The 17,818-nt window shown below is 58.2% G+C and carries 20 protein-coding genes; 9 read left to right on the top strand and 11 right to left on the bottom strand.

Features of this window, described 5'->3' with window-relative positions; translation table 11 throughout:
* The first annotated feature begins 52 nt into the window (after nt 1-52).
* Nucleotides 53-1,528, top strand: a complete 1,476-nt coding sequence (locus ACR0LY_RS14475) for an NAD-dependent succinate-semialdehyde dehydrogenase (protein ID WP_170351871.1) — start codon at nt 53-55, stop codon at nt 1,526-1,528.
* Between the two features lie 229 nt (nt 1,529-1,757).
* Here the strand turns inward: ACR0LY_RS14475 and ACR0LY_RS14470 are convergent, their stop codons facing one another.
* From ACR0LY_RS14470 to ACR0LY_RS14440, 7 genes are all read right to left on the bottom strand, one after another.
* Nucleotides 1,758-2,216, bottom strand: a complete 459-nt coding sequence (locus ACR0LY_RS14470; protein ID WP_170351870.1) for a hypothetical protein — start codon at nt 2,214-2,216, stop codon at nt 1,758-1,760.
* Nucleotides 2,217-2,414: 198 nt separating this feature from the next.
* The gene (locus tag ACR0LY_RS14465) at nt 2,415-2,882 is read right to left on the bottom strand and encodes an Hsp20 family protein (protein ID WP_170351869.1); all 468 of its coding nucleotides are present in this window, start codon (nt 2,880-2,882) and stop codon (nt 2,415-2,417) included.
* A 122-nt stretch (nt 2,883-3,004) separates the two neighbouring features.
* The gene (locus ACR0LY_RS14460; RefSeq protein WP_170351868.1) at nt 3,005-3,820 is read right to left on the bottom strand and encodes a trypsin-like serine peptidase; all 816 of its coding nucleotides are present in this window, start codon (nt 3,818-3,820) and stop codon (nt 3,005-3,007) included.
* A complete protein-coding gene (locus ACR0LY_RS14455) occupies nt 3,817-4,572 on the bottom strand; it encodes a trypsin-like serine protease (protein ID WP_170351941.1) in 756 nt (251 codons plus the stop codon). Before ACR0LY_RS14455 ends, ACR0LY_RS14460 begins: the two co-directional genes overlap by 4 nt.
* A 154-nt stretch (nt 4,573-4,726) precedes the next feature.
* Nucleotides 4,727-6,043: a glycolate oxidase subunit GlcF gene (gene glcF, locus ACR0LY_RS14450; protein WP_170351867.1), complete on the bottom strand. Its 1,317-nt coding sequence runs from the start codon at nt 6,041-6,043 to the stop codon at nt 4,727-4,729.
* Nucleotides 6,044-6,047: 4 nt separating this feature from the next.
* Nucleotides 6,048-7,148, bottom strand: a complete 1,101-nt coding sequence (locus tag ACR0LY_RS14445; RefSeq protein WP_170351866.1) for an FAD-binding protein — start codon at nt 7,146-7,148, stop codon at nt 6,048-6,050.
* Nucleotides 7,149-7,173: 25 nt separating this feature from the next.
* Nucleotides 7,174-8,622 (bottom strand): FAD-linked oxidase C-terminal domain-containing protein, encoded by a 1,449-nt coding sequence (locus ACR0LY_RS14440; protein ID WP_480567500.1) that lies wholly within the window; start codon nt 8,620-8,622, stop codon nt 7,174-7,176.
* A gap of 82 nt (nt 8,623-8,704) precedes the next feature.
* On the opposite strand from ACR0LY_RS14440, the gene ACR0LY_RS14435 reads away from it, so the two are divergent.
* Both ACR0LY_RS14435 and ACR0LY_RS14430 read left to right on the top strand, forming a co-directional pair.
* Nucleotides 8,705-9,415, top strand: coding sequence for a DUF599 domain-containing protein (locus ACR0LY_RS14435; RefSeq protein ID WP_170351864.1), 711 nt, complete (start codon nt 8,705-8,707; stop codon nt 9,413-9,415).
* 35 nt (nt 9,416-9,450) lie between these two features.
* A complete protein-coding gene (locus tag ACR0LY_RS14430) occupies nt 9,451-9,798 on the top strand; it encodes a hypothetical protein (RefSeq protein WP_170351863.1) in 348 nt (115 codons plus the stop codon).
* Nucleotides 9,799-9,801: 3 nt separating this feature from the next.
* Here the strand turns inward: ACR0LY_RS14430 and ACR0LY_RS14425 are convergent, their stop codons facing one another.
* From ACR0LY_RS14425 to ACR0LY_RS14410, 4 genes are all read right to left on the bottom strand, one after another.
* Entirely contained in the window at nt 9,802-10,287 is a 486-nt protein-coding gene (locus ACR0LY_RS14425; RefSeq protein ID WP_170351862.1) for a flavodoxin family protein, read from the bottom strand.
* Between the two features lies 1 nt (nt 10,288).
* Nucleotides 10,289-10,759, bottom strand: a complete 471-nt coding sequence (gene rlmH / locus ACR0LY_RS14420; protein ID WP_170351861.1) for a 23S rRNA (pseudouridine(1915)-N(3))-methyltransferase RlmH — start codon at nt 10,757-10,759, stop codon at nt 10,289-10,291.
* A gap of 44 nt (nt 10,760-10,803) precedes the next feature.
* Complete coding sequence (gene rsfS, locus ACR0LY_RS14415) at nt 10,804-11,163, bottom strand: ribosome silencing factor (protein WP_058276550.1); 360 nt, start codon at nt 11,161-11,163, stop codon at nt 10,804-10,806.
* 164 nt (nt 11,164-11,327) lie between these two features.
* Entirely contained in the window at nt 11,328-12,677 is a 1,350-nt protein-coding gene (locus ACR0LY_RS14410; protein WP_170351860.1) for a mechanosensitive ion channel family protein, read from the bottom strand.
* A 90-nt stretch (nt 12,678-12,767) separates the two neighbouring features.
* Between ACR0LY_RS14410 and ACR0LY_RS14405 the strand changes: the two genes are divergently transcribed.
* From ACR0LY_RS14405 to ACR0LY_RS14380, 6 genes are all read left to right on the top strand, one after another.
* Entirely contained in the window at nt 12,768-12,866 is a 99-nt protein-coding gene (locus tag ACR0LY_RS14405; RefSeq protein ID WP_170351859.1) for an isopropylmalate isomerase, read from the top strand.
* Between the two features lie 53 nt (nt 12,867-12,919).
* On the top strand, nt 12,920-14,323 hold the full coding sequence (gene leuC / locus ACR0LY_RS14400) for a 3-isopropylmalate dehydratase large subunit (RefSeq protein WP_170351858.1): 1,404 nt from the start codon (nt 12,920-12,922) through the stop codon (nt 14,321-14,323).
* Between the two features lie 37 nt (nt 14,324-14,360).
* Nucleotides 14,361-14,915, top strand: coding sequence for an HdeD family acid-resistance protein (locus ACR0LY_RS14395; RefSeq protein ID WP_170351857.1), 555 nt, complete (start codon nt 14,361-14,363; stop codon nt 14,913-14,915).
* Between the two features lie 42 nt (nt 14,916-14,957).
* On the top strand, nt 14,958-15,563 hold the full coding sequence (gene leuD / locus ACR0LY_RS14390; RefSeq protein WP_170351856.1) for a 3-isopropylmalate dehydratase small subunit: 606 nt from the start codon (nt 14,958-14,960) through the stop codon (nt 15,561-15,563).
* Nucleotides 15,564-15,894: 331 nt separating this feature from the next.
* Entirely contained in the window at nt 15,895-16,725 is an 831-nt protein-coding gene (locus ACR0LY_RS14385) for a hypothetical protein (protein WP_170351855.1), read from the top strand.
* Nucleotides 16,722-17,765: an endonuclease/exonuclease/phosphatase family protein gene (locus ACR0LY_RS14380; protein WP_170351854.1), complete on the top strand. Its 1,044-nt coding sequence runs from the start codon at nt 16,722-16,724 to the stop codon at nt 17,763-17,765. The genes ACR0LY_RS14385 and ACR0LY_RS14380 overlap by 4 nt, the downstream gene beginning before the upstream one ends.
* Nucleotides 17,766-17,818: the final 53 nt, after the last annotated feature.

Genomic DNA, 17,818 nt, shown 5'->3' with positions numbered 1-17,818 from the left:
CGACCCCACCTGATTGGGTGCGTTGAACCAATTTTCTGCCGGAGGCTGACCCATGCTGGACGCGACAACCGATCTGAAATCCCTTCTGAAAAACCCTGACCTGCTGGTGACCAAAGCCTATATTGGCGGTCAGTGGGTGGATGGCGACAATGGCACCCTTGCGGTGACCAACCCGGCCCGCGGGGATGTGGTGGCCGAGGTTGCCGATGTCAGCCGGGCGCAGGTGGCAGGCGCCATCGCTCAGGCCGAGGCTGCGCAAAAAGAATGGGCCAAGCTGACCGGCAAAGAACGCGCTGCAATCCTGCGCCGCTGGTTCGACCTGATGATGGAAAACGCCGAGGATCTGGGCAAGATCCTGACCGCCGAACAGGGCAAGCCGCTGGCTGAAGCCGTGGGTGAAATTGCCTATGGTGCCTCGTTCATCGAATTCTTCGGCGAAGAGGCCAAGCGTGTGTATGGCGAGACCATCCCCGGCCATCAGCGCGACAAGCGGATCACCGTGCTGAAACAGCCCATCGGTGTGGCGGCTTCGATCACTCCGTGGAATTTCCCCAACGCAATGATCACGCGCAAGGCGGCCCCGGCGCTGGCCGCAGGTTGCGCCTTTGTGGCCCGTCCGGCGACGGAAACGCCGTTGTCAGCGCTGGTGCTTGCGCTGCTGGCGGAACAGGCGGGCGTACCTGCCGGCGTGTTCAACGTTGTGCCCTCGTCTCAGGCCAGCGAGATCGGCAAAGAGTTCTGCGAAAACCCCGGCGTGCGCAAGCTGACCTTTACAGGCTCGACCGAGGTGGGGCGCATCCTGCTGCGTCAGGCCGCCGATCAGGTCATGAAATGTTCGATGGAGCTGGGCGGCAATGCACCTTTCATTGTATTCGACGACGCCGATCTGGATGCGGCCGTCGAAGGCGCGATGATGTGCAAGTTCCGCAACAACGGCCAGACCTGTGTCTGCGCCAACCGCATCTATGTGCAGGCCGGTGTATACGACGAATTCGCGGCCAAGCTGAAAGCCGCAACCCAGGCCCTGCACGTCGGCGACGGCCTGAACCAGGGTATCACCACCGGCCCGCTGATCAGTGACGAGGCCGTCGCCAAGGTGCGCGAACACATCGCCGATGCCACGGAAAAAGGCGGCGTTATCCTGACCGGTGGCCTGCCGCATGATCTGGGCGGCACCTTCTTTCAGCCCACCATCGTCACCGGCGTGACGCAGGACATGAAGGTCGCGCAAGAGGAGACCTTTGGCCCGCTGGCCCCTCTGTTCAAGTTCGAGGACGAGGATGATGTCATCGCCATGGCCAACGACACGATATTTGGTCTGGCTTCCTATTTCTATGCCAAGGACCTGAGCCGCGTCTACAAAGTGGCCGAGGCACTGGAATACGGCATCGTGGGCGTGAACACGGGCATCATCTCAACCGAGCTGGGCCCGTTCGGCGGCGTCAAACAATCCGGTCTTGGCCGTGAAGGCAGCCATCACGGCATGGAAGACTATCTTGAGATGAAATACATCTGCATGTCGGTCTGATCCGTCGATATCCCATATTTGGATGCGCTTGCCACAAAAAAGCGCATCCAAAGCATCACCATACTTCAGTGGGCGGTGCCGCCCGCGCCTCAGCAATACTCTGTTCAGGTCGATTGGGTCGGTAACCGAAGGAACCAACTTTCGAGCCCTGCTTGGGGTTGGTTCCGCGAAATTATTTGTGGGACTTTTCTATTAATGTCTGTTTTGAGCCCTTATATACCTCGCTTCATTAAATAGATTTGAGAATTTCAGGAGGGTTCGAAGTTACGACATCAATCGTATGGTCAAGCGTGTTGATCTGATAGTGTATCAAATCTCCGGGAAATTCTGATGTCGCCCAAGTACTTCGTTCCACAAACTCCAAGTAAAATGATTTCGAGAAAATTCGAAGCCAACCCTCGACCGAAATTTCTTGATCGCCTTGTTGAGCAAACATTTCAGCAGTCACCGAATACGCAACGAAGTCATAAAAGCTTAAGCGCAACTCATCGCTTTCGGGCTTGATTTCAAGGGGGTATACGCCGTCAATTCCGCCAACGCTTTCTGGTTCAGAGGCCTTTGTTGCAGCAGCTATGTCCACGACCAACAAGCTTTGGTTGATGGGCTGAATCCGCTTGGTTTGCCAATTCTCGCTGCCGTTAGCCCAAACAACAGTCGGATGATCGTTAGTCTTCCAAAAGTCAGTCATTAAGTATCTCAACTACAGCGACTAAGAGACAGCCTATTTCACCCTAGTTGGCGGGAGCCGAAACTAGCAACAGCAGTTTTGTCCGCATAGCGGCCACTAGCGAGCTTACAAACAACGCCCCGCGTCTGGAGGAACGCGGGGCGCATGGTGCGACGACCCAGAGAGGAGGAGATCGCCGCGGCGTGTGGGTCAACCGCCTTAGTTCACGGCTTTGGCGTCGACCACATCCTTTTCAATGGCATTGGCCGATGCGATCTCGATCCGGCGCGGTTTCAGGGCCTCGGGCACCTCGCGCTTCAGGTCGATATTCAGCATGCCGTTTTCGTGGTTGGCGCCGGTGACGCGCACGTGGTCGGCCAGCGCAAAGCGGCGCTCGAACGCGCGGGTGGCGATGCCACGGTGCAGATAGCTGCGCTCTTGGTCTTCGGCGGCTTTCTTACCGGCGACGATCAGCGCGTTTTCCTTCACTTCAACCGACAGGTCATTTTCCGAAAAACCGGCGACAGCGACCGAGATGCGATAGGTGTCGGCATCGGTTTTTTCGATGTTGTATGGCGGATAGCTGGGCTGAGCCACGTCATTGGTCAGAACGCGGTCCATCATGTCTGCGATCTGGTCGAAACCAATGGTTGCGCGGTGCAGCGGTGCAAAATCAAAAGTACGCATGTGTCATATCCTCATATCTGAGCGATCTACGATTTGCCCTCCGTTCGGACGGGCGATTGAGTATACCAGGCCCCGTTCACGGCGACCCGGTACAATTCACATGGGGAGCATTTTGAACGAGTTCAAGACCCGTCGGATGAGATGAACTTGGCACCGGAACTGGACTTGTCCGACCCCACCTGCAACCGGCGGATCTTGGCCTTGGGCTGGGGTGCATCTCGGCGCAGGTCAGCTTTCAAATCAGAAACGATCCCAGACAGTTCCATGCCATATCCAACCTTGCGCCGACCATCAAAACCACCCGCGGATACAACCGACAGAATCTGCCAGCGCGGTCCCTTTTTTGCCAGAATGGCCGACCCCGAAGACCCAAAGGTTACGTCACAGTCAAAGCTGATCAGCCCGCGACCGCGTTGAAGGATGCTGCACGAACGCTGGCGCGTAATCGCCTCGGATCGGCCTTGCCCGTAGGATGCAACGCTGATCTCGTTGTCGTTGATCCGTCCCTCGTACAACGCAAACGGATCGGCGACGCCGTGCGGGACCGGGGCATCCAGACGCATCAGCGCCACATCGATGCGAACTCGCGGTGCCGAGACGGGCGCATTGGCCACAAAATCCGGATGGGTGGCGATCTGGATGACTTTGCGGTCGGCCAGAGAATTACCGTTGCTCAATCCGGCACGGAACGTCACTTCTCCGGGTTTATAGGGCCGGCCGGTGGCCTTATCCAACGCACAATGAGCCGCCGTCAGAACCAGATCCCGTGCAATCAGCGTGCCGGTGCAAAAGCCCTTATTGCCGATATCCAGACGGCCCACCGCCTCCCAGCCATAAAGGTCGTCACGATCCGTCAGCTTGCGTTTTGCGGTTTGCGCATGGGATGCGGTCGACAAGACAGACAAACATAACAATGTGCCCAGCAGAATTCGTATCATGGCTTGATGAACCTCGCGCCAATGTTTCTTTTGGATGTACCCTCAGGGGACGCAGCCAGAAACCCGCGCCCAGCCGACAGTTCAGCTTGCAACAGGCGCAGCGACCCTTCGACCGGGGTTCCGACGGCAACGCGCTGGCCGTTCAACTCGGCCTTGGCAGCCACCACGGACACGATGCGCGGGCGGTCACCCTCAAAGGAAAAAACCGGCGCGCCCGAAGAGCCGAACTCGACATCGCAGGACATCACCAGAACTTCTGACCGGCGGGTCATGACCGAGCAGACCTCTTGCAGCGCCGGGGCTTCGGCCCTGTCCTGCCCGTACGAGACAACGCCCACCTCTTCCCCACGACGGGGGCGATCGCCGGTTTCGAACGGGATCACAGTGGTGTTGCGAATGGGTTGCCACAGCTCGATCAGTGCAATGTCATTGCGCAACCGTGCCGTCGAAGTTTCGTTGTCATAGCGATAGTCCGGATGCACCACCGCCTGCCGCGCCGCACGATAGGCGGACGCGCGGCCCAGACGCCACGCGGCCAAAAACTCGACCCCGGACAGATCGATCCGCTGACCGGTTGTTTTGTCGTACAGGCAATGCGCGGCGGTCAGCACCAAAGTAGGTGAGATCAGCGTACCCGTGCAAAACCCCGATCCGTTTATATCCAGACGGCCAACGGCCATCCACGCCCGCCCGGCATCGGTGGTATCCAGGCTTTTTAGCCCACTATCCTGCGCCGCGGCCGCTATCGGCATCAATGCCAGCGCTAAAGCCCTGATCCAGTTTTGCAAGCGGTTCTCCGGCGTTGCTGTTGGATCACCTTCCTACGGTCGTGGTGGGGCAAAAATAGGGCAGCCGTGCCGGGTTTGGTTTCGTCCGAAAACTGATGCGCCGCTGCATCAACCGGGCTTATCTGAGGATCGGAATCTTTGCCCCATCACCCGGTTGCAAGGCCCGTGGTTTGGGGCCACCGGTGGCCCAGTCCAACAATTCAACCGTGTGCAAAACCGGAATATCTGTGCCCGAGCCGATTTGCATCATGCAACCAATATTGCCAGCCGCGATCATGTCCGGTCTCTTCGCCTCAAGCGTTTTCACTTTGCGCTGCTTCAACTGGCCCGAGATTTCCGGCTGCATCAGGTTATACGTACCAGCGCTGCCACAGCACAAATGGCTGTCAGCAGGCTCTAATACGGTGAATCCAGCCTTTTTCAACAAAGTCTTGGGATGAGTTTTGATCTGTTGCCCATGCTGCAGAGAACATGCCGCGTGATAGGCAACAGTCAAGTTCTGGTTCGTACCTTCGGGAAGGTCCAGAAGCATCAGCAATTCGCTGACATCCATCGCGATATCCGCCACCCGCGCGGCGCCTTCCGCCAGCGGATCGTTTCGGAACATGTGCCCGTAATCCTTGACCGTCGTGCCGCAACCCGAGGTGTTGATAACAATGGCGTCCAACCCACCGCCATCCATCTCGGCCGTCCAGGCCTTTATATTGGCTTGGGCCGCTTTGTGACTGTCGCCGGTCTTGCCCATGTGATGGGTCAGCGCGCCACAGCACCCGGCTCCTTTGGCAACCACAACCTCACACCCCAACCGGGTCAGCAGGCGAATGGTTGCGTCGTTGATATCGGTGTTCAGCGCCTTTTGCGCACAGCCCGTCATCAAAGCCACGCGTTTCTTGCGCGGTCCCTTGGACACAAAGCTTTGCGGGTCGTCATTTCGGCTGACCGGAGGGATATGCTTGGGCGCCATATCTAACATCGCCCGCAGCCGCGCATCCGGCATGAGGAAACGAAGCGGGCGACCCAGTTTCGCCCCTAGTAGCGCCCAGCGGAATCGTGTCGGGTAGGGCAGAATTTGCGCCAGTATCCAGCGCAGCGCACGATCACTGAAGGGGCGATTGTAATTCTGTTCGATATAGTCCCGCGCGTGATCAACCAGATGCATGTAATGCACGCCGGACGGACAAGTTGTCATACAGGCCAGGCAGGACAGACAACGATCGATGTGTCGTACCGTTTTTTCATCCGGCACACGCTCATTCTCAAGCATGTCCTTGATCAGATAGATACGTCCGCGCGGGCTGTCGAGTTCGTCGCCCAGTACCTGATAGGTGGGGCAGGTGGCAGTACAGAACCCGCAATGAACACAGCTGCGCAGAATTTCATTCGCGCGCTGGGTCGCCGGGTCCTTTAGCTGTTCTTCGGTAAATGTCGTCTGCATCAATTTATCCCATCAGGCCCGGATTGAAGAGGCCGCGTGGATCAAAACGCTGTCTTAATCCCTGTGTTAGAGCCTTAACTTCGACAGGTTCAGGCTGAAATTGACCCAAAGTTTCTATTGTATCTGCTCCAGCCCGTACCAGTGTTGCGTGGCCGTCAAATGCACCCAAACGTGCGCGCAGATCGGTTCCTTGTGAGACCCGCGCCCAGATCAAACCCCCGCCCCAATCGAACAAAAGCTGGTCCGCCGCCAGACTCCTCGAAACTTCGGGCGCGTCGCTTGGCTTGACCGAAATCCGCCAGACGTCGCCGTCTAGACCCTGAAACGGCTTAACATCACGCAGACCTTGCCACAGGTCCGCAGAATCCGGGATTTCTGTGACCTCACCAAATCTGGTCAATACTGATCTCAGCTGGCCAAAGCGATAGGACACCGAATCGGAAAACCCCTCGATCCGCAAATAGGTGCGCCCATCTTGAGGGTCATACGCGGCCCCGTTGACCTCAAATGGAGATTTCAGCGCTGCGGACATGGCTTGCACTGCGTCTTCAGCATCCGCGACCTGTACAGCCAAGGTCGCGGTGGATTCGGGCTTTGGCAGCACTTTCAGCGACACTTCGGTTAATATCCCCAACGTGCCCCAGGACCCTGCCATCAGTTTGACCACATCGTATCCGGTGACGTTTTTCATCACCCGGCCACCGTTCTTGATCACCTGCCCATTGCCATCGACATACCGCACACCCAGCAGGAAATCCCGGCAGGCACCGGCTTGAATACGCCGTGGGCCCGAGATATTGGCCGCCACGACACCGCCGATGGTGGGCTCTCCGCCCGTGCCCAGCAGACCACGATGATCCATAGGCTCAAACGGCAATTGCTGGCCTTCTGCTTCCAGAGCGGCCTCAATTTCGGCCAAGGGTGTACCGGCCTGCGCCACAAGGGTCAGAGCGCCGGGTTCATACAGGTTTATGCCGCTTAAGCCCACGGTGTGAATGGTTGCGTTTGGCCCGCCAATACCACGGGTGCCACCACCGGCAATACGCACCGGATGGCTCAGTCCGGCCACCATCTCGGCCAGTTCGGTTTCCGTCTTGGGTTTCATCGCATATCTTTTGTGTTAGAGCCTATTATTCCGCAGCCAGACGCACATCGCGCCGGGATGCTGACGCGTCCAGAGGGAACACTTTGGCGGGGTTCAGCAACCATTTCGGATCAAACACATCCTTGATCGACATCTGTGCTTCCAGGTCTTGCGGCGCGTATTGATGTGTCATCAAATCCCTCTTTTCCACGCCTACCCCGTGTTCACCCGTCAGGCAGCCGCCTACATCGACGCATAGCCGCAGAATGTCGGCGCCAAACGCCTCGCATTTCTCAAGATCACCGGGTTTGTTGGCGTCGAACAGGATCAGAGGGTGCATGTTACCATCACCCGCATGAAACACATTACCGACGGGCAGGCCGTAGTCTTGGCTCATCTCGCCGATCCGGCGCAACACTTCGGGCAGGGACGAGACCGGGATCGTACCGTCCAGACACATATAGTCGTTCATCTGCCCCATGGCCCCAAAGGCCGATTTCCGGCCCAACCAAATCTTGGCGCTTTCCTCGGGCGATTGGCTTTCGCGAATTTCCACCGGGTTATGGCGTTTGGCAATCTCGACGATCTTCGACAGCTGATAGTCGATCTCAGCCTCGGACCCTTCGACCTCGATGATCAGCAGCGCCGTGCAATCGGGATAGCCTGCTTTGGCAAAATTCTCACAAGCCCTGATGCACAGCGTGTCCATAAACTCGATCGCGACGGGCAGAATGCCCGATTTGATAATATCCGAGACACAGTGCCCGGCGACTTCGTTGTCGTCGAAACCAATCAGAACCGGCCGAGCGCCCTCGGGTTTGCGCAGTATGCGAAGCGTTGCTTCGGTCACGACACCCAATTGCCCTTCCGAGCCGCAAATCACCCCCAGCAGGTCCAATCCACCTGCATCCAGATGCGCGCCGCCGATCTCAACCACACTGCCGTCCATCAATACCATGGTCACGCCCAACAAGTTGTTGGTCGTCACACCGTATTTCAGGCAATGCGCCCCGCCGGAATTCATCGCGACATTGCCCGCGATGGCGCAGGCCAGTTGTGACGAAGGATCGGGGGCGTAAAAGAAATCCTCTTCCTCAACGGCCCCGGTCACGCTCAGATTGGTGCGGCCGCTCTGAACGCGGATAAAGCGATTGTCATAATCGGTCTCCAACACCTCGTTCATGCGGGCGATGCCCAGAATGACGCAATCCGCCGTCGGCAATGCCCCGCCCGCCAGAGACGTGCCCGAACCGCGCGGCACAACCGGCACGCCTTCGGCATGGCAGATGCGCAGCACGTCCGAGACCTGTTGCGTGGTCGCCGGCAGCACCGCCAGCATCGGAGGACATTTATACGCCGTCAGCGCATCGCATTCATACGCGAGGGTTTCAGCAGCATCATGGATCACAGCATCTTGGGGCAAAACCTCCAGCAATTGCTGCAAAACGGCGTCCCTGCGGCGTAGAATTTCTGGGTTTGGCGTTGGTATATCCATGGCGAGCCCTCCGGTTTGGTAAATTAATATTACCAATTTCAACCACTGGCAAGTTCTCTTGGCCGCGCGTAGTGTCGCGATCATGACCTGGATTGAACGTGCCTTGGTGTTTTCACCGCTCGACTATGCGGCCATTGTGATGCTGTTTTGTGCGTGGCAATGGATCGGCTGGCGGATCGACAACCCTTCACCGCGCAAAAACTCCGTCACGATGATGATGGATGATTTTCGCCGCAACTGGATGCACGAGATGGTAACGCGCCAACCGCGCATGTTTGATGCGCAGATGGTTGGCACCATGCGGCAGGGCAGCACGTTTTTCGCCTCGACCACGATGATTGCCATTGGCGGCGGGCTGGCCTTGCTGGGCAATACCGAACGTCTGGCCGGGGTGGCGCAGGATCTGGCCATAGGCAGCGCCCCGGCCTTGGTCTGGGAGATCAAGATTCTGATTGTACTGGCATTTCTGTCCAACGCGTTTCTGAAATATGTCTGGGCGCACCGCCTGTTCGGCTATTGCGGGGTGCTGATGGCCGCCGTGCCCAATGACCCCGAAGATCCGCAGGCCTATCCCCGCGCTGCGCAAGCCGCCGAGATTTGCGTCACCGCCGCACGCAGCTTCAACCGTGCCCTTCGGGCGACCTATTTTGCGCTGGCCTCGGTGACATGGATATTGGGGCCGGTTGCCCTGATCATCGGCACCACCGTCACCTTTGGCGTGTTGTACCGGCGGGAATTTGCCTCGCATTCACGATCGATCCTGATGGACCTGCCACCCAACACAGGTTCGTGATGACGCGGGTGCGTCGCACACCCTATGGTCAGCGCATGCGATACCTGATTCTCAGTGCCTTTCTGGCCAGCCCTGCCCTTGCCGATCCGTCGGTGATCGAGAATGTCTCGGCCCGTCAGAGCGGTGATACCTGGCGATTCGACGTGACGATCCGCCATCCCGATACCGGCTGGGATCATTACGCCGATGGCTGGCGCGTGCTGGATATGGACGGCAACGAGCTGGGCATGCGCGTGTTGCACCATCCACATGAGAATGAGCAGCCCTTTACCCGGTCGCTAAGCGGTGTGGCCATTCCCGAAGGTGCCACACAGGTTCAGATTCAGGCACGCTGCAATGTTGATGGTTGGAACGAAGACACTGCGGTCGTTGATCTGAACTGAGGCTTAGAACACGCCCAGAGTCAGACCCGCAGCCAATGCAGCACCAATCTCGCGGCATTGGTCCAGTTGGTCGTCTGGAACAGTCTTTTCCGCCAAAATCGCCTCGGGCGTTTGCGCATGGGTGCAGATGATCAGTGGCGGTTGCACCTCTTTCAACCGCCAGCCGGTTGCGATCCGGGCGATTTGGCGCGCGGCGTTCTCGCCATCGGACCCGGCGCACACCATCTGGGCATAGGGACGGCCTTCGATCTTGCCCAGTACGGGATAATAGCTGCGGTCGAAAAACTCTTTCATCAAACCCGAAATCGCGGCCAGATTCTCGGGCGCGCAGAACAGGTAGCCATCGGCGCGAAGGAGATCGTCCGGTCCGGCCTGATCGGCGGGTTTCAGGATGGTTTCGGCCTCATCCTGCGCGGCCTCAGCCGCGGCTTCGGCCATTTGCCGGGCGCCGCCGGTGCGCGAATGGTAGACGATCAAAAGCTGCGCCATGTCAGACCCGGTGGTAAGGGCCGCCCGACAGGATGGTTGCGGCCCGGTACAGTTGCTCGGCCAGCATCACACGGACCAGCATATGGGGCCAGACCATTGACCCGAAGGAAATAGAAAAATCGGCCTCGTCCTGCAGATTAGGGTCTATTCCGTCCGCCCCGCCAATGATCAGCGCCAAATCCTGACGCCCGGCATCGCGCCATCCGCCCAGTTTCTTGGCAAAATCCGGCGAGGACATCACCCGCCCCCGCTCGTCCAGTGTGCAGATCACTGCGCCCTTGGGCAGAGCCTTACGCAGCAGCGCGGCTTCCGCCCCCATGCCTGCGTTTTTCTTGTCCTCAACCTCGATCACCCGCGCAGGACCAAGGCCCAGCGCGCGGCCGGTCCGGTCAAATCGGGTCAGGTAATCATCAAGCAGGGACTTCTCCGGTCCGGCACGCAATCGCCCGACCGCACAAATGCTTATACGCATATTTCTCTCGCCGCCGACCTGTTAATGCAGGCCGGGATGGCGCCTCAGTTCGCCGAGGCGCTGCCGCCCTGAGGCAGCCACATCTTTTCCAGCTGATAGAATTCACGCACTTCGGGGCGGAAGATATGGACGATCACGTCGCCCGTATCGATCAACACCCAGTCGCCGGCATCCTTGCCTTCGACCTTCGAGGTGAAACCGAATTCCTGCTTGATGCGATCCGTCAACTTTTCCGCCATGGCCGAGACCTGACGGGTCGACCGACCCGAGGCAATCACCATGTGATCCGCAACCGAGGACTTGCCTTGCAGGTTGATCTGCACGACATCTTCGGCCTTGTCATCGGAAAGTGAGGAAAGGATACGTTCAAGCAGCTTGTCGCTGATTGACTGAGAGTGAGCCATTACATTGGCCCGGTCATCGGCGGGCAAACCCGCCTGGGTATGTAGAGACAGAACATAGTCCTCCTTTGCTGCGCGCCGTAAAACCCCGGCGCCGGGGTACTAATAAGGTAACAAGGGGAATGCAACATTTCAATGAAACGCCGCTATGCGGGGCGCACAGGGGATCACTCTTTGGCGACCTGTTGCGTGGCTGCGTCGGACAACAACCGAACCTCGCGCTGTGGGAAAGGGATGGAAATACCTTTGGATTTAAACGCATCCCACAGGGCCAGATAGACATTGCCGCGTATATTGGTCAGGCCCTTGGTCGGGTCACTGATCCAGAACCGCAGGACGTAATCCACGCTGCTGTCACCAAACCCGGTGATGTGGCAGACCGGCTCGTGCTTACCGCCACTTAACACGCGCGTCACGGATTTGACCGCACCGATGGCCGTTGCACGGACATTATGCGGGTCGTCGTCGTAGCTGGTGCCGAACTCCAGGTCCAATCGCACGAATTTGTCGGAATGCGACCAGTTCACCACCTGATTGGTGATCAGATCCTCGTTCGGAATCAGGTATTCCCGCCCGTCCCGCGTCACGACCGAGACATAACGCGCGCCCAGCGCATTGATCCAGCCGAACGTGTCGCCCAACGAGATCACGTCGCCCGGCTTGATCGACCGGTCCATCAGGATGATGATCCCGGATATCAGGTTGGACACCACCTTTTGCAGCCCGAACCCGATCCCCACACCAATCGCACCGGACAGCAGCGCAATACCGGTCAGGTCAAACCCAAGCGTGCGGATGGCTGCCAGAAAGACAGCGCCATACAGCAGCACCTGAATGCCCTTGGCCAACAACACCTGCATGGATGGGGTGATATCGTCATTGTTCATCAGCCCCCGCTCAGCCGCGCGGGTGCCAATACGGGCCAGCGTCAGCAAAATACCGATCAGCAGAACCGCCTTGATGATCCCCAGCGCCGAGATGTGCAGATCGCCAATGGAAATCGCTACCCCGTCCAGAAAATCGGCCACGTCATCGGTCAGATTCAGCGCAATCAGTGTTGCATAGACCCACATGGCCCATTTGAATATCCGCCGCAGGGTCCGGTTGCGCACCAGCCGCGCCACCAGGGCAATGGCCAGCCATGCCAAGGCCAAAGTCGCAAACACACCGATAATGTAACTGCGCGACGGCCAGGTGACTTGCTGCATCAACAGATACAACGCCCAGGACATCACCACGAAATAAACCAGCGTCAGGCGCTGCATTAACTGTACCAATGTACGAAGCCGCCATTTTGGCCAGCCCGAGCGGGACCGGGCCCAGGTCTCCCACCGGCCTTGCGTTGCCAATTTCAAAAGGAGGGCCAACCCCCAAAGAACAACAATGATGACCAACTGGTGCTGTCGCCAACCGGGGGTGACAATCAGTTCGACAAGGTTTTCGAATTGCACGGAAAAGCCCGCGACCATGTTTTCATAAAGGTCCGACAGCGAGCTGGGGATCAGGTCCTGATTCATGGTTCCAGCTTGGACAGCGTTGCACAATGATGCAAGTCTGACACCGGATTGAACCTTGATTGACAGCAAAGCCCGATATATCTGGTGCGCATGAGACTCAATCTGGCCCCTGCACCGACGTTGCAAGACCGCACGCGCCTGCGTGAACGGTTCTTTGGGGCCGCCCGCACGGTTCTGGCCCGCCTATAAGGCGCGTCCAGCCACTCGCCAGCTATTTCTCATTTAAATACGGGAGAGGACCAATGTCCCCCAAAACACTCTATGACAAAATCTGGGACGCCCATGTCGCGCACGAAGCCGATGATGGCACCTGCCTGCTGTATATCGACCGCCACCTGGTCCACGAAGTGACCAGCCCGCAGGCGTTCGAAGGCCTGCGCATGGCGGGCCGCAAGGTGCGCGCCCCGGAAAAAACCATCGCCGTGCCGGATCATAACGTTCCGACTACACCGGACCGCGTGAACGGGATCGAAAACCCGGAATCGCGCATTCAGGTCGAAGCGTTGGACAAGAACGCCAAGGATTTCGGCATTCACTATTACCCGGTGCATGACGTCCGTCAGGGCATCGTGCATATCGTCGGCCCGGAACAGGGCTGGACCCTGCCCGGCATGACCGTTGTGTGCGGCGACAGCCACACCGCCACCCATGGCGCGTTTGGCGCGCTGGCCCACGGTATCGGCACGTCTGAGGTCGAGCATGTTCTGGCCACACAGACTCTGATCCAGAAGAAATCCAAGAACATGAAGGTCGAGATCACCGGCAAATTGCAGCCAGGCGTGACCGCCAAGGACATCACTCTGGCCGTGATTGGTGACACCGGCACCGCCGGTGGCACCGGCTATGTCATCGAGTATTGTGGCGAAGCGATCCGTGATCTGTCGATGGAAGGTCGCATGACCGTCTGCAACATGGCCATCGAGGGTGGCGCGCGTGCCGGCCTGATCGCGCCGGACGAGACCACATATGAATATGTCAAAGGACGCCCCCACGCGCCGAAGGGTGCGCAATGGGAAGCGGCTTTGAACTGGTGGAAAACGCTCTACACCGACGAAGACGCGCATTTTGACAAGGTTATCACTCTGCGCGGCGAAGATATTGCGCCAGTCGTCACATGGGGCACCAGCCCCGAAGACGTCCTGCCGATCACCGCGACCGTGCCGAACCCCGAGGATTTCGAAGGCGGCAAGGTCGAGGCGGCCCGTCGTTCGATCGAATATATGGGCCTGGAAGCGGGCCAAAAGCTGAGCGATGTGGAAATTGACACCGTCTTTATCGGGTCCTGCACCAATGGCCGGATCGAAGACCTGCGCGCTGCCGCCGAAATTCTGAAGGGCAAAAAGATCAAAGATGGTCTGCGGGCCATGATCGTTCCCGGCTCGGGCCTGGTGCGCGCGCAGGCCGAAGAAGAGGGTCTGGCGGATATCTTCAAAGCAGCAGGCTTTGAATGGCGTCTGGCTGGGTGTTCGATGTGCCTGGCGATGAATCCGGATCAGCTGGCACCGGGGGAACGCTGTGCCGCAACCTCGAACCGCAACTTCGAAGGACGTCAGGGCCGGGGCGGACGCACCCACCTGCTGAGCCCGGCAATGGCTGCCGCTGCGGCAATTACGGGACGGCTGACAGACGTCCGTGAATTGATGTAAAGTCTCCTCATATCTAGATATTTGAGGGATTGAACACATGAGTGACTGGATCAAATGGTTCCTGCTGGGGCTGCTGTCGATAGCATTTGGCGTCTTTGCGCTGGGCAATGCGATTGCAGCTTCAGTTGCGGTGACGGTGGTGACCGGGGTGTTGCTGCTGATTGCAGGCGCGTTGCAGGTTGTCGGCGGGTTCACCGTCGAAGGCACCGGCAACAAGATCCTGTCTCTCATCATGGGTGTGGTGATGCTGTTTCTGGGCTGGTCTTTCCTGGATCACCCGCTGCAGGGGACCTTGACCTTGGCGACGGTGATGCTGGTTCTGTTTATGGCAGGCGGCATCGCGCGGGTCATTCTGTCGTTCCAAATGAAAGGAACGCAGTTTTTCTGGCCCACGATGATCTCGGGCATCTTGTCGATCGTCCTCGCCGCTATCATCTGGACGTATGTGGGCAAGGAACCCCAGGCTCTGCTGAGCATTTTGGGGATCTTCCTGGGCATTGAGATGCTGTTCAACGGGTTCGGATTGGTCTTCATGGCGCTCTTCATCAAGAACGCACCCAAAGACGAAACAATAGAAGCGAAACAGGCTTAAACGCGGGGCACGGGCGCAGCCTTCTCCCGCAGGAGTGTGAACATGGAAAAGTTTGACAAAGTCCACGGGGTGGCTGCCCCAATGCCACTGATCAATATCGACACCGATATGATCATTCCGAAAGTGCATCTGAAAACCATTAAACGGTCCGGCCTTGGCGTCGTGCTGTTTGATGAGATGCGCTATCACGATGACGGGCAGGAGAACGAAGAATTCGTCCTGAACCAACCCGCCTATCGTGAAACCGAGATTCTGGTGGCAGGCGACAATTTTGGCTGCGGTTCGTCCCGCGAGCACGCGCCCTGGGCAATCAAGGATTTCGGCATCAAGGTGGTGATCTCGACCAGCTTTGCCGACATCTTCTATAACAACTGCTTCAAGAACGGCATTCTGCCGATCGTGGTCGAAGAAGAACATCACGCGCTGCTGATGGAAGATGCCCATAAGGGTCAGAACGCCCGCATGACCGTGCATCTGGAAGATCAGCAAATCACAACATCGGATGGCGTCGTGATCGAGTTTGACGTCGACCCACACCGCAAACACTGCCTGCTGAACGGTTTGGACGATATTGGCCTGACGATGGAAAAAGACCATCACATCGACAAATTCGAGGATCACGCAGGCCAGGCCCGCCCCTGGGTGTGATTCTGTGGATGAATCTGTGAATACTCAACCTAATGGGGTTGCCTCGGCGGCCCCATTCGCATTCTTGGGGTCAAAAGCCTAGCTACCACAAGATATAGGTATCAATTTGAGATACACGTCGGATTTGCGTCGAAAATGATGCAATCCCGCACCAGTTGCGCCATCATTTTGCCCGAAATTACGTGTTTTCTGCACCTTGGCTTGAGCGAAATGTCGCTTATCGTCAAAGTTGGCGAGACAGAGGCATCCGTCAAAAAATTACGCGGCGGGCACAAGTTGGAACGTAAGTCGGCACAGAATCGGCTACTCCGGTTTGGAAAGGGTTCGGATAGTGATTGCGCGCACAACTGGGGCGGCAATTCGGGGAATAATGGTTGCACTGATGGTGCTAACCCCCGCGTTGTACTTGCCCGTATCGTCAACGAATGGCACCGAGATTGTCGTCTTTCTCGCCATTCTCGCATTCTTTCTGACGTTTGCTGAATATAACTCGGCCTTTCCCAGCTTTATCGAATTCCGCGACGCACCACCTGTGAACCGCCTGCGTTTTGTCGGGTTGATGTCGATGATCACTTTCCTGACGCTGATCTGCAAAAACGCCTATGCGCCCAGCGATCTGACCGGGCTTTTCTATGCGTTGGGGCTGGGCATCGCCAATGTTGTCGATTTCCCTTATTCGCCGGTTCGGCTGGTTGTGCTGGTGCTGCCCGCTGATGCCAACGCGCCGCTGATCGAATTGGTGCGTATCTCAGCCAGTGTGGCTTATGTTGCCGCGCTAGTGACCATTGCCAGCTTTGCCTATGCGGTGAAGATGCGCGGCTGGCCTACCGGCAACGGTGCGTTCAACGTCTGGACCAACCTGCCTCTGTTTGACCCGACCAAGGGCGGGGACGTCGTCACCCGCCTGCAACGGGACGGGCGCCTGAATATCTCGATCGGGGTGCTGCTGCCATTCCTGATTCCAGCGCTGATCAAGTTGCTGACCGACTTTGCCAACCCGATCTCGCTGAGCAATCCTCAGACCATGATCTGGACCATGAGCGCCTGGGCCTTCCTGCCCGCCTCAATGATCATGCGCGGCATGGCGACATTGCGCATCGCCAATCTGATCGTTGAAAAGCGCCGCGCCTATTCCACGGCTGAGTCCACACAGGCCGCATGATCCGCATTCTTCTTCTGTTGCTGTTGCCGGTTATGGCACAGGCAGAAACGCTGCGCATTGCCACCTTCAACACCGAGCTGAACCGCGACGGGCCGGGTCTGTTGCTGCGCGATATCCGGCGCGGCGATCCACAGGTACAGGCGGTGGTCGACGTTCTGGTCGCCGCCCGACCAGATATCGTCAGCTTGCAAGGCATCGACTGGGATATGGACGGGCAGGCTTTGACTGCTTTGGCCGATCTGTTGCGGACCGCTGGACTGGACTATCCCCATCACTTTGCCGCCCAGCCCAATGCGGGGCTTGAGACCGCTTTGGACCTGAACGGAGACGGGCGCACCCATGGTCCGGCAGACGCGCAGGGCTGGGGTCGTTTCACCGGTCAGGGTGGGCTTGCGGTGCTGTCACGGCACCCTATCCGCACCGACACTGTGCAGCAGTTTACGGATCTGCTGTGGCGCGATCTGCCGGGCGCGCAATTGCCAGTGACGGAAGACGGCCCCTTCCCATCGGAACAGGCCCAGCGCATTCAGCGCCTGTCCGCTGTTGCCCATTGGATCGTACCTGTGGACACACCCATTGGTTCGCTGGATCTGATGACATTTCACGCGGCCCCACCAGTGTTTGACGGCCCCGAGGACCGCAACGGGTTGCGCAACCGCGACGAAATCCGCCTTTGGTCCGCAGTTCTGGACGGAGAATTGGGGCATAGGCCCCAAGGCCCCTTCGTGATCGCCGGAGATGCCAATCTGGACCCGACACGCGGCGATGGGCGGAAAGAGGCAATACAGGCGCTGCTGGCCGATCCGCGCTTGCAGGACCCACACACAGATCAACCATTGGAGTCCCAGACTACTGTGGTCTGGAAGGCGGTGGGCGAAATGCGGGTGGATTACGTGCTGCCCTCGGCCGACCTGCAAGTTACCGCAGCGGGGGTGTTCTTTCCCAAACCGGGCACGCCTCTGCGCATCGCCGCCGAACAGGCCAGCAGACACCGGTTGGTCTGGGTCGACATTGCTGCGCCCAAGCAGCTTTCGCACTGATCCATTCATTTAACTTCTGTTATTGCCGCCAGACTCGGAACGTGTATTCATTT

The sequence above is a fragment of the Ruegeria sp. BC5 genome, from assembly GCF_056539205.1.
Note: the sequence above shows the minus strand (reverse complement) of the source record. Positions and strands in the feature narration are given on the sequence as shown.